Below are 14,406 nucleotides of genomic sequence, written 5' to 3'. Positions count from 1 at the left end.
TTGATAAGTTTTGTTTGATTAATTTGCACCCCAGAAATTAGAGTTAAAAATAAAACTCTCTACTTAGCCAGACTAACTTATCGAGGAGAGAGTATATGAAAGAAACAACCCTTCAAATATTTGAACATACAGGTTTTTTTGCAATATTTATTAGCTTATTTGTTAATATTCTTATTAGTATTATCGGTGTTTTACCGAGTGTTTTTATTACAGCAGCAAACCTTTCGTTTTTTGGACTTTATCATGGATTAATCATTTCAATTATAGGTGAGGGATTAGGTGCATTAATTAGCTTTATTTTATATAGAAGGGGTCTGAAAAAATGGAGATTAAAGGATTTCCAACACCCAGTAATGTTAAAGCTAAAGCATCTTGAAGGATATAAGGCTTTTTGGGTTATTTTAAGTTTGAGAATTCTTCCTTTTATTCCTTCTGGTGCTATAACATTAGGGAGTGCTTTTTCCAAGGTCTCTCTTACTTTATTTGCAATCGCTAGTACTTTAGGGAAAATACCTTCTCTTATTCTAGAAGCTGGTGCAGTCTTTGGTTTTATGCACGTCGATCTAAAATGGAAAATTGTAATTATAGTAACCTTCGTTATTATATCAATTTGGACTGGGAGAGTAAGAGGAAAAAAGACAAAAGATAGATGATTTATTTTATCTTCATTCAGTAGATGACCCCGACCTCTACAGGTGGTAAGATGAAGGCGGTTTTGGTTCCTATTCAGTGGGTGTCCAAACACCTACTGAAATAGAGGAACTCAGTCTAAAAACGCCACATCCTGTGGCAATGACTGAGTGACCAACATCTTATTGGCCCAAAGTCTCCAGCGGATGTCACGGATTTTCAAAGGAATGAATTGTGCTGACACAATTCAAAATCCGGACACAATTACGCCAAGGCGAAATTGATTATCCATAGATTCTCCATATTTTTTTGTTACAGTTCCATTGTGATGAAAATAAAGGGGGAAACGTAATGAATTCTAAAATTTTGATTACTTCATTACTACTTGGAACTGTTATTATTGGCGGATGTAGTGCAAGTAATTCAGGAGCTAATGAAGGCAATACCATGGATCATTCCAATATGGGTCAGAAAGAAATGTCGAACATGGAGGGGATGGATCATTCCAGCATGACTCAGGAGGAGATGGCAGATATGGAGAACAGCCATGCAAGTCATACAAATCCATTACCGTTAAATAATTCTACTGGAGAAAATGAAGTAGCGCTGCCACCATTCGTTGAACCTAAGGATGGAATCGTTCATATTACTGCACAGCAAGGAACGACGGAAATCTTTAATGGCATCGATACTGAAAAATATGGATATAATGGTGCTTTCTTAGGACCAATTATCCGTTTGAAAGAAGGAGAAACTGTAACATTTAGAACTAAAAATGATTTATCTGAACAAACAACATTCCATTGGCATGGCGTAGAAATTCCAGGTGAAGGTGATGGGGGTCCACATCAAATACTGGAACCAGGCGCATTAAAAGAAGTTAAATTTACAGTAAGTCAGGAAGCATCAACATTATGGTTCCATCCACATCCAGAGGGTGATACAGCTGAACAAGTGTACAAAGGTTTAGCTGGTTTAATCTATATTGAAGATGAGAATTCTGAAAAATTGGAATTACCAAATGAATATGGAGAAAATGATTTTCCTTTAATATTTCAAGATAGACAGTTTACTGAGGAAAAGCAATTTGACTACCAATCAGTTCTTAATGAGGACGGTACTATTGGAGACACATTATTAATCAATGGTACATTAAATCCCAAACTTACAGTTGGAAAAGAAAAAGTGAGACTTCGTTTATTGAACGGATCGAATGCACGGAATTATACATTTAAATTAAATACGGGAGATAAGTTTCAACAAATAGCTACTGATGGTGGTTTTTTAAATAAACCTATTTCTATGAGTGAAATTACATTATCACCAGGTGAGAGAGCAGAAATTATTGTGGACTTTTCAAAATTTGATGCTAAAAGTGAAATGGCTTTAGTAAATGAAGAAGATAGAATTTTATTACCATTTACAGTTGATGAACAAAAGAAGAATGCACGGGAAATCCCAAAAAATTTAAATGATTATATGGTTACAGATACTGAGAGAAACTTACCAGTAACAAAAAAACTTGAACTTTTCGGAATGGGAAAAATGGTAACAATAAATGATAAAAAATTTGATATGAACCGCATTGATTTCACTCAAAGACAAGGTGATACTGAAGTATGGGAATTATACAATAAACCAGATTTGATGGGCGGCATGACGCATCCTTTCCACATCCATGGTACGCAATTTAAAATAGTTTCAATGGATGGAAAAGAACCTCCTGCAAACCTACAGGGCTGGAAGGATACAGTTTCAATTGAAGCTGGTCAAACAGTAAAATTAGCAGTAAAGTTTAAAGATAAAGGGATTTACATGTTCCACTGCCATATTCTTGAACATGAAGAAAATGGAATGATGGGGCAAGTTGAAGTAAATTAACTTTAGAATTGTTATAAAAACCATCAAAACCTTGTCAAGTAGACAGTTAAAGGCGTTGTGGAGCGTTTTTTCGTTATCAGTATCGCCATAAAAAATGATGTGCTTAAAAATAGTGTTAGGAAAATGCACATATAAAATATCATGGCAACTCCAAATAAAGAAGCCTAATTTCTCGCTTAAAGCACTTAGAAATTAGGCTTTCAGAAAACACTGCTAGTATTTAGACCATAGATTCTATAGAATACAGGTTGTATTTCAGAATCTATTAATACTTTGATAGATAAATAATGTACCCTGTGCAATGAGCGTAAAGTAGTTTTATTTTTCTGTGCATTATCACTAGCATTGCATAAATATTAACTGAAATTTCAGTTTTATTTTTTTCTACATTAGAAGAAAAACAAAGACACGTAAGCAGAGGTAGTGATCATCCATTTTTTTACTATAACCTTTAACGAGGACAACAGCGATGAGTAATCCCTTATGGTACGCTTTTTCCTTTGATTTTTCGAAGCCAAATGTGGGCAGATTTCCACCACGACACCTTCAAGAAACGACTGATTTCTAAATAAGTATACGAACTATTTGTGTGGAGCTGTGCCAACACGTTCAAGCAATATACAATCATCCATCGCGATATACACTTGGTTATGCACCGCCTGTTCACTGTCACCGTAGAATTTTTTAATGTTCAAATGTTGTTTCATCCATTTGAAAAATAATTCGATTGCCCAACGTGACTTGTACAATTCAGCGATTTCATCTGCATCTAAGTCGAACCGATTCGTTAGGAGTTGTAGCTCATTACCTTTTGAATCGATTACTTTCAATAAGCGAAAGGCGTTTTCAGTACGATTTTGCATCGTACCAATGACAACCATTTCATCCGATAAAACCAGAGAATCTTCGGGTATTTCGAGCGTTTCCATGGCGCGTGTTACCGCATTTTTACGCAAGCGCGAGACAAAGAAATAGCCGTCATCGGTCATCCGATCAAAACGCTCATAATCTAAGTAGCCTCTGTCGAATACGTACATGCATTCTTTATCGTCGACCAACACTTCAAGCTGTCCGCGATCATGTTCGATCGCATTCGTGAGCACCGCCTTATCGGGATAAGAACAGTCTTTTTCCATGTAGACGAGGCGTAAATGCAGTTTGACACCCGATTTGGTTTTGCGGAACTTGGCCCACTTATGATTGTTCAAATTCAGTGGGAGCGTACTGGAATCAATGATCTTTAAGGGCGTTGATATTTTCCGGCGTTGCTCAAATTCAGTTTTTATATGAATTTGCATCACTAAATCGAGAAAAATCTGTTGAAAGAATTCGGTTGGTACCTGATTCAACCGGCGTCCTAATTGCGAGTTGCTAATCGAATCTAAATCGGTGAGCTGCTGGAGTTCTTCTGAAAACATCGCGTCACGCACAGCGCGCATACTTTCGGTTTCGGTCAACTGTGCATACAAGAGTATTTTTAGAAAGGAAGCCATGTACAGCTTCTTTGTATAGTAGTTTAATTGGTGGCTTTCCACGTATTCCTGCATTTTTTCTGTTGAAATCGGTGAAAACCATTGTTCAAATGATGTTTTTCGTGTAATCTTATCCATGAGATGAGTCCTTTTTATTGGATTTGGATAGGTTACTACCACCAAACCATTATAAAGGACTTTTTTGTGCTTACATGTAATTGCAGAAAATTATGAATTAATTTAAATGAGTCATTATTTTAATGCGGTGCTAGTGGTGCATTATTTATATATTATTGCTTCATTAGTTAATTGATTTAAATATTGTTTTTTTATGAAGTAAGTAGTAAGCCTCATTTCTTAATTTTATGTTAAGGAATGGGGTTTTTATTTGTTTTGAAATAGGGGGAGTTTTCCATTTACTCTTGCTGATAATTTATCTTGTTATAATGGACAATACTTTTAAGATGTGCAGTTTTATCACTTTTTGTGAATGTCTTCTCCCAATTTAAAAGCAAGTACCTATAACTTTTCCACGTGGATTCGCATGTGGCTTTGGTAAGGAATTTCAAAACATAGAAATGTTTAAGTTCCATTTTATTTGTCATATGACAAATAAGTGACACCAGTCACTATTGTGATTATTCTCCTTTTTGATAAGCTAAAACCGATTAATCTAAGGGAGTTGAGCGAGTGAGAAAAAGTAAATATTTTGCAAGTACCATTGCTACAGCCGTTATTGTAAGTAGTGTGGTCCCAATAGCACCAGAAGCACAAGCATCCGTAAAATTTTCGGACGTTTCTTCTACTAATGATCATTATGAAGCCATTTATCAATTAGCGAATGCAGGAGTAATTCAAGGTTTTCCAGATGGCACATTTGCACCTGATAAAGAGGTGACACGTGGACAAGCAGCTAAAATGATAGCAGGGATATTGAAATTAGATATTATAAATGTAGAAAACTCTAATTTTAAGGATGTACCTCCTACACACAGCTACTTTGGAGCAATTGTGGCATTGAAAGAGGCGGGTATTATAAATGGCTATCAGGATGGATTATTCCGTCCAAATGAACCCATTAAGAGAAATCACATGGCGAAAATTATTTCACGTGCTTTTGGTTTAGAAGCTTCCAATTCGACTCAGCTACCATTTACTGATGTTCAAAGTGATTATCAAAACGCTATTGCAGCACTTTATGAGCATGGTGTGACGAAAGGAAGAACATCAACCACTTTTGATGGATTAGCTAATGTGACACGAGGTCAATTAGCTACTTTTATTATGCGTGCTACCAATGTAACAAAGGATACTGTTGAAAATGTGAACGAGCTTGCATTGACAATCACAAATACGACAAACTCAGTTGTTCAAACAGATACGGCTGAATTTGCTATAGCTTCTAATGTTCGAGACATTTTTAATGCAGCCAATGCCAAAGCTTTAGCAGGTGCAGTAGTAAAGGTAGAAGTGAAAGATGATGTAATTATCAAAGTGCTAGACATTGAATTGAATGTGGATGGAACGAAAGATAATCATATTGTGTTTGACGCTAAAAAAGCTAGATTTACTGGAAATATTACAGTTAATGGAGACTTTGTTGAGCTACGTAACTTAGATATTTTTGGTAAAGCTTTTTTAGCAGGCAAAATTGCTACACAGTTTAAGGCTACCAATGTCCATATAAATGGAGGTTTTATCGTTGAAGAGGCAACATCAAAGCCTGTAGCTTCACTAACGCCACTTTTTGCGAATTCTAACAAAGGCATAACAATAATACTTGTAAACTCTACAGCTTCCAATTTTGATATCAGACGCAATAATACACAAATTGACTCTGATACAATCATATCTCAGATTACAACTGGTCCATCTATCACTGCTATTCAATTAAATGCCCATACTGGTGAATTAATCATTCACGCTACAGCTAATATGGAAGTGACAGGAGAAGGTTCTATTGATCGGGTGATGATTGCTAAAGCCACTGAAGTCGCATTGCAAATACTTGGTATCATCAAAGAATTAGATGTCACTGTGAAAGAAGCAAAAGTACAGGTTGGGGCAAATGTAGTGATCGAAAAATTAATTGTGTTGGAAGGATCGAGCGCTGCTTTTGTCATTACAAATTATAATCAGGTGTTACAAAAGATACAAGCAGTGGTAACACCATCAGGGAATAATGCAGAATCTACTACTGCATCGACTGGTAGTAATTCAACAACAGGAGGGGGCTCAACAACAGGAGGAGGCTCAACAACTCCTGATACAATAAATCACGCAATTTTCACGACAGCAGCTTATAACGAAGATACAAATAGATTATCTATCAGTGGTTTAAGTGGAATTAAAGTAAATTCTATTTTTGATTTTACAAAATTAACCTATAGTGATGCTGAAATTACAACACCTGAGACAGCGAGATTAACAGGACCTTATATAAAAGTAAATTCATTAGCAGCGGTTAATACGGCAGGAAAATACTTCTATGATATTGCCAGTGAAACTATAACAATCGTTCTAACAGATTCAGACGCACAAAAGATAAAACAATTATCAGGATTTGGTATCAAAGGAATAGTAACAGATCGTATCTTAGCTGAGGAAGGTTGGAATACAGACCTAGCGAATAATAAAGCAAAAGCAATAAATGGTGTTAATGTGGTAGTGGATGGAGCAGCAGTGATAGCTAATACATTTAAAATAGCAAATGCCAACATTTTAGCTAAAAACCTTGTAACTATTGCACTAACGGATAAAGAAGCTGTCAATCAGGCCATAACAGCTTATCATCAATTATCTACAGAGACAAAGGCATTATTATCAGTGGAATATGCACAATTGCAACAACTGGAAAGTAAAATAACGGATATGCAAGCAGAGCTGGATGCAGCCGCGTTCAAGTTAGCCCATGCTACTATTTTAGCAAAACAAGCAAATCAGATAAATCCTATGGATAAGGCTGCTGTCACAGAAGCTCAATTAGCTTTTACTAGTTTATCTACATCAGCACAGGCTAAATGTACGAATGAATCACAACTTCTTAATGCATTTTCTATACAAATTAATAAATATGAGATATTTGAAATAATGTCCTCCATTTCAATAACACAGCCAGCAACGAATGTAGAGATTAATGGCGTTAGTTACAAGATATCTGTTGATGGCTCTGATATAGAATCAACAGATAAATGGATCAACACAGAAATCGTTACACGCTTAATAAGTGCAATAGACGAAAGCAGAATAGTAGCTAATAATAATAATTCCACTTTAGAGTCAATCACGACAGTAAAAGCAGCGCTTGAGCGGGCAAAAACAGACGCTCTTGCAGGCGTGAAAGATGGTTTGAAAGTCATTACACCTGAAGTAATTGCTGCACGGGCCGAGTTACAAGCTGTTATCGATTCTATTGTGATTATGGAGTGGTACACAAATGTACCAACACTCAATGTAGGACGAGGAAATACAATTGCAATACCTAGTATCCGTGGTAATCAATCGATAGCTATGTATCCTGATAGTACACTAGCTTCGGAATTTAGATTGGGTACATCCTATGTATTTGCACCTTTTAGCGGTGCACAGGCTTTAATTGATGCAATTAAAACTGCACAGACAGAAAAAATAGCGGGTGATGCAACCGTTACTTCCATAATGAATGCTAAAACAGCTTTGCAACAGGCCATTACAACATACAGTTCAAGAATTAAATCAGGTACAGGTACAGGGGTGTAATTATTTTGTACAAAATTTAAAGCTTATAAGCACTTTCCTTGCCTGTAGGTTGGAGTTATATGTATATCGTTACACTAGCAAATCGAGATGGAGGATAATGGCGTTTAAACCAAACGAACTAGTGTCACGTGCATAATTCATGATGTACCCATTGCATGATTTTGTATAGCAATAATAAGTCATAGGGAAGAAGATGCTTCTGAGGAGGGCACTGAAAAAGTCGGTTTGCCACTAAAAATGTAATGTTAATCGACTTTTTTAAGCTTTTCAGTGCGCTCATTTAATGCGTTTTTGTCATATGACAAAAAAGTGACACCAGTCACTATTATGGACTAGTTCCTTTTTGCTAAGCTATGGTTACATATGCCGATTTAATATATGATAGGAGAAAAAAGAATGAAATGGTTACAAATAATGTTACTTATGTTTACAATAATATTATTGACTGGCTGTGGTGATCTGCTCGATGAATCAGATGCTACTGATGTAGAGGAAGCAGCTGATAAAGAGGGTTTAATAATCACAGTAAATGCTTCAAGTGAGGAAGCTACAGAGAATGGATGCAATGTAGGTGAGGTTTATATTGCAGATGAGGACACTTGCGTATTACCACTTAAATGTGATGACTATGATTCTTGCAAAGGACGTGGTGATGAAATTATCATGATGTTAGAGGAAGAATATGGTTCATTGACAGATGAGGAATCAATTGCCACAGATTTAGAAGGTATTCATACTCTCTATACATATGATATTGACAATGTTGAGGAAATGATTGTTACGGATGATGATGTATCAGATGAGGACATTGAATATCATTCAGAGCTATGGTTTGATTTTGCTTGGCTTATACCAGAATCGGAACGTAAGGATATCAATCAATTTATTATATTTAAGAGTGGGAATACATTAGCCTATGTACAGCAACATGATGATAGTGGTCAATATTGGACTCTTGGAATGAATGAGGAAAATATTGAGCTAGCATCTGAAACAATGATTACTTATATTCATGAATATGCTCATTATGTGTCCTTAAAAGATGGCGAGCATAATATGTGGGTAGACCCAGATGCTTGTGAGGATGTATATATTGAAGGAGAAGGCTGTTTTTATGAGGATGCATACTTAACAGATTTTTATGAGCAATTTTGGGCTTCTTCTTCTGGTGACTCAGATGATAATTATGTGTCCTCCTATGCAGCTAGTTCAGTTGCCGAGGATTTTGCGGAATCGTTTGCTCATTTCGTTTTAACAAAGCAACAAGATGAGCTACATACGATTGCAGATGAAAAAATTGCATTCTTTTATGAATATGATTATTTTGTTGAGCTACGTGCGCATATTTTAACACGTGCGGCGACATGGCTTGAACGTGCAGTAGTGTAAACTAGAACATATACACAGCAAATAAAGAAGTATCTAGTCGGAGTTGTGATTATAGTTAAATAGTAAAAATTCATATATCTGAAGTAGCTACTTGCCCTGTCATATTAAAAAATGACACTACTCATCGCATTATTTTGCTAGGCTAAAAAGTGTTACAATATAAACATTAATGTGTATAAAGTTTAATGATAGGAAAGGAGATGTGACGATTTCATTCGTGACATCTCCTTCTATATATACTTTTAAAATACAATCAACTAAAGTAGGTGAACGTATGTTAATGTTATCGGGCTATAAAGTTATAGAAAAAATTAGTAATAATGAGGAAATTGCGATTTTTCGTGTAGTTCGTCTTGAAGATCAGGAGATATTACTTGCGAAAACAACGAATACCCGTTATGTAGATGCAGCAACCATTACGTTATTTCAGCATGAATTTAAGCAATTTCTTACTTTACAAGGAGAAGGTGTTATCGAACCCATTAGCCTTGAGATCGTTGATGGACGCCCTATTTTACTTTTTCAGAACCTGGAAGGATTCAACTTACAACAATTCAACTTAATGACCAAAAAATACATATCGTTAAAGGATAAATTAACGATAGCGATTGCACTTGTAGAATGTATTCAACAGTTACATGAAAATAAAATTATGATGAACGAAATGATTCCTTTGTATTTTTTTGTAACTGAGAATCTTACGAAGGCGAAGTTAATCGATATTCGTTTCGCCCAATTAAAAAATCAAGTTGGGGTATATTCTATTTCTGCACGCAAGGTCGATTCATTGTTTGCTTATGTATCACCAGAAAAAATAGAGCATACAAGTATTCCGTACGATTATCGTGCAGATTTTTATTCGATTGGTGTTATTTTATATGAAATATTTGTAGGTCATTTACCATATGAATCTGAAAGTATACTAGATATGATGTATCACCATATTGCAACAGTTCAAAAGCCTGCCTATTTAGAAAATACATCCATTCCTAATATGATATCATCTATTATTGATAAATGTATGGAAAAAACAACTGAAGTGAGATATGGCAGCATGGTCAGCTTAAAGGCTGATTTAGAGGAATGTTATAGACAAATTCAAGCAGAAGGTGATATTCAACCATTTTTACTTGCTAAACGTGAAATTGTAGCCGATTGGTTTACGCAGCAGAAGCTATTTGGACGGAAGCAAGAGCAACAGCAAATAGTAGATGTGCTTACGAGTGTTAGACAAGGTAAGTCAGGACTGATTTCAGTCAGTGGGGAAGCAGGTATAGGCAAAACCTATTTTGTGGAAAATACTCTTCACCAGCACATGCTATCTAGCGAGATATACATAAGTATTCGATGTAAACAAAAAAATATACAACGTTTTTATAGTATATTGGAGCAAATAATTGAAAAATTAGTTGCATATTTATTAACTGAACCACAAGATCAATTAGCTTTATGGAAACAGAAATTATCAGATGTCGTACAAGGAGATGAAGAAATTTTAGTAGGGCATTTCCCTAGCTTGCAATTATTGATTGGGGAACAAGTACAACAGCAAGTAGTATTGGAGTTAGATTATGAACAAAACTTGTATAACTTTACCGCGGATTTTTTGAAATTATTTACAGAAAAAGCGCATACATGTGTAATATTTTTAGATAATTTCGACCTAGCAGATGAGCAGTTCGTTAACTATTTACAATTTTTACTTTATACACATCAAATAAAGGGCTTCCTTGTCATAACAGCGTACCGTACAAATACCACTATTTATCTGCCAATAATAAAGAAAACTACGCCATCAATTATAGTGCAACATATTAAATTGGATAATTATGATGCCAACACAGTAGCACAACTTTTACATCCCCGATTAAATGGTGTAAAAAAAGAACAACAAATGCTTATTCAATTGCTGTTAAAGAAAACAGCAGGCAATCCACTACGTATGCAGCAATTTTTAGAGGAAATCGTGGAAAAAGAACTAGTGACAGTCGATCTTTCAAAAGAAGGTTGGCTTTGGGATTTGCAAGGCATAGCAGATTTAAGTGGTAAAGAAAATACAGGGATACTTTTCGATGCTTTTTTTAAATACGTGGATAATCCAACAAGTAGGTTACTAAGTAAAGCTGCATTTTTAGGTAGCCAGTTTAAACTACAATTACTTGCTGAAATGACAAGCAGTACAGTTAAAGAATTACAGGAAACTTTACAAGTAGCTATAAATTATCAGTTGATTTATAACGTGTCAAACGACCAGCAACTATACGCTTTTCAGCACGAAGAAGTTAGGCAAGAATTTTATCAAAGAGTGAACGAACAAGATAAAGATGTACTACATATGGATGCCGGACAAGCATTAGCAAAGCACATAGAAAAAGATTCATCCATTACCATTGCCCAAATACTACAGCACTTTAATGAAGTAAAGAAACAAATGATTGCGAGAGGTAAACAGCTAGAGCTTATTAAATTAAACTTTGAGGCAGCAATGCAAGAAGATAATCATAATCGAGCCATCTATTATTTACAAAATGCAATTACACTAATTACTAACGAGCATTGGCAAGAGCATTATGAAATGACCTATAATATCTACAAACAGAGAGCTGAACTTGCATTTTTGAATGAACAGTATGAAAAAGTTAAAGCAGTATGCGACATCATCATTGAAAATTCCAAGACAGATGTAGATAAAGTGCAAGCCTATATTTTATTAATGCAACTGGAACTTAGCAACGATCATTACGATGAAGTATTAGTATTAGGTGAAATTGCACTCCAGCAACTCAATCTACCAATAAAGTTGGAAATCGGAAAACTAAAAGAACGTTATTATTGGCTACGTATTTATCGTAAACTAGGAAAAAAGCCGTCCCAAGAAATATTAAACCTTCCTCCAATGCAATGTGAAAGAAATAAGGCTGCTGCTAGAGTATTAGTTTATATGGCAAATGCTTGCTTTGTATCTAGCAGGGAAGGCTGGTATATGACAGTTGTGACGTTACTAGATTTAACATTTGAAGATGGTCTGACAAGTGAATCTGCCTATGGCTTTGCAGGTTATGCCTTAATTCAATGTAGTCTTGCATTTCAGTATGAGTCTGCCTTTCATTATAGTAAATTTGCAAGCAATCTCGTAAAGGACCATCCAGAAATGTTTATGCAAGTGAACACAATTATTACAATGTGTCAAGATAGCTGGAGAAGGTATGAACCCGATTTTTTATTATCCATTTCGGATTATACGAATCAAAATGGTGTATTATCGAATAACAGATGGCAAACAAATTATAGTTTTATAGTAAATTGCGCACACTTATTTAATTTTAGTTATCCTTTAAAGGACTTATATGCACATTTGCTTTCTCGAAGCTCTTTATTTAGGGATGATTATGATTCAGTGCTTTGGAAGTATGCCACGATTATGTCACTATTATTGACAAAATTAACAGGCTATACGGCAGCACATGATCCATTTATTTACGAGAAATCTGAAAAAAACAGTAGGGATGAGGACGACTCACTGTTGCTCGAATATTATTGGTGGTGCGAGTACATAACTGGGTATTTATTTGGTCATTATATAGAAGCGTATGAAGCTATCATGCATTGCGTAACATTTGATCAATCTCGCGATAATCCAGGATTGCAAAATCCTAGTATAGATTATTTCTATGTATTAATTGTTAAAGAATTATTTTCTTCGGCAGATACTCGTACACGATCTCAGTATATGCAACAAATTCGACGAAGTATAAAAAAGCTAAAACGTTTAGCGAAGCGTTGCCCTGACAATTATTTGCACAAATATCTAGTAGTAAAAGCAGAGTATAGCAAAATTATAGGATGCCCAAAATATAAAATTGAGGCGGTATATGAGCAGGCAATTGAAGTAGCACATCAATATGGACATCTCCATGATATAGGCATTATTTCTGAATGTTTTGCTAAATATAGTATTGAAATAGGAAAAAATATGCAGGCTAAGGTTTATATTAACGAGGCATACATTGCTTTCCAAAAGTGGGGTGCGTTAGCGAAGTTAGCCCAACTTGAGCAAGAATATGGTGATTTATTGCTTGTGAAAAAAACATCAGATTTAGAGCGTGTAGATTATTTGACCATTGTTTCTTCCACACAAGCACTGTCCGATGAAATTGAGATTAATCAACTTTTATATAAACTTCTCCGAATTATGCTGCAAAATGCTGGTGCAGAATATGGGGCTTTGATTTTTGATAATAATGGGGAATGGTTTCTTGAAGCATACGGTACGACCGAAAATTTAATCGTCCAGTCCATTCCATTCGATGAAGCAAGTGATTTTGTCCCAGCCGCTATTATTGATTATACAGTGAGAATGAAAGAAGAAGTTGTGTTACACGATGCAACGAATAGTGGGTTTGGTAGAAATCAATATATTCAGCAGCATGATTTAAAATCCGTTCTTTGTTTGCCAATCATGTATCAAAACAAACTATTGTCGGTGTTGTACATGGAAAATAACTTATCAAAGGGCGTATTTACAGAAGAAAGATTAGATGTTTTAAAGTTCTTATGCTCACAATGTGCGATTTCCATTACCAATGCAAAATTGTATTCAGGGATTCAATATTTAACGAAAAATTTAGAGCAACAAGTTGAGGAACGCACAAAAAGTTTAAAGAAATCCATGCAAATGACCTCCGACGCATTAACAGAAATGACCGTCTATGCAGAGCGTAATCGGATTGCACAGGAAATTCATGATATTGTGGGTCATACATTAACATCAACGATTTTGCAAATCGAGGCTGGTCGAAGATTATTAACAAAAGATATGAACGGTGCTACCAAACGACTAAAGGATGCACAGGACCTTGTGCGTCATAGCTTAAATGAGATTCGCAACTCTGTCCATATGCTAAAAGAAGATAAATATTTTGATGTTAAACAAGCGTTATCATTATTAATTAAAGATACAGAATGGAATACGGGTGTTGTAATTTATGCAAATATGGATATGGTTGACCATTTGCCAGTTATTATGAAAAAACTCATTTACCATGCCTTGCAAGAGGGATTAACAAATGGTATTCGTCATGGACAGAGCAATGAATTTCACTTCACTTTAAAGGATAACGGTTTGGCAGTGATCTTTGAATTGGTGGATAACGGTATAGGAGCGGAAGAGCTGAAAATGGGTTTTGGCTTAGGTATGATGAAAGACCGTGTGGAGCAATTAAAGGGTACACTTTCTATCAGTACAGTACGTGATAAAGGGTGTTCGTTAAGCATTACTTTGCCATATATAATGTAA

Annotated in this window: 5 protein-coding genes and 1 pseudogene; 5 read left to right on the top strand and 1 reads right to left on the bottom strand. The window is 35.4% G+C overall.

The window, feature by feature from the left end; genetic code table 11:
* Positions 1-95: 95 nt before the first annotated feature.
* Together AC3WOM_RS06455 and AC3WOM_RS06450 are read left to right on the top strand one after the other, a co-directional pair.
* The gene (locus AC3WOM_RS06455) at positions 96-653 is read left to right on the top strand and encodes a TVP38/TMEM64 family protein (protein ID WP_492445705.1); all 558 of its coding nucleotides are present in this window, start codon (positions 96-98) and stop codon (positions 651-653) included.
* A 328-nt stretch (positions 654-981) separates the two neighbouring features.
* Positions 982-2,511: a multicopper oxidase family protein gene (locus AC3WOM_RS06450; RefSeq protein ID WP_492445704.1), complete on the top strand. Its 1,530-nt coding sequence runs from the start codon at positions 982-984 to the stop codon at positions 2,509-2,511.
* Between the two features lie 481 nt (positions 2,512-2,992).
* On the opposite strand, the pseudogene AC3WOM_RS06445 reads toward AC3WOM_RS06450, so the two are convergent.
* Positions 2,993-4,121: pseudogene (locus AC3WOM_RS06445) on the bottom strand (IS4 family transposase).
* Positions 4,122-4,673: 552 nt separating this feature from the next.
* On the opposite strand from AC3WOM_RS06445, the gene AC3WOM_RS06440 reads away from it, so the two are divergent.
* From AC3WOM_RS06440 to AC3WOM_RS06430, 3 genes are all read left to right on the top strand, one after another.
* Positions 4,674-7,721 (top strand): S-layer homology domain-containing protein, encoded by a 3,048-nt coding sequence (locus AC3WOM_RS06440; RefSeq protein WP_492445703.1) that lies wholly within the window; start codon positions 4,674-4,676, stop codon positions 7,719-7,721.
* Positions 7,722-8,117: 396 nt separating this feature from the next.
* Entirely contained in the window at positions 8,118-9,110 is a 993-nt protein-coding gene (locus AC3WOM_RS06435; protein ID WP_427547525.1) for a putative zinc-binding metallopeptidase, read from the top strand.
* Between the two features lie 274 nt (positions 9,111-9,384).
* A complete protein-coding gene (locus tag AC3WOM_RS06430) occupies positions 9,385-14,406 on the top strand; it encodes an AAA family ATPase (protein WP_427547527.1) in 5,022 nt (1,673 codons plus the stop codon).

This window comes from Lysinibacillus sp. FW301-JW8, from assembly GCF_058788755.1.
The sequence above is the reverse complement of the archived record's forward strand: the minus strand, read 5'-3'. Positions and strand labels throughout refer to the sequence as shown.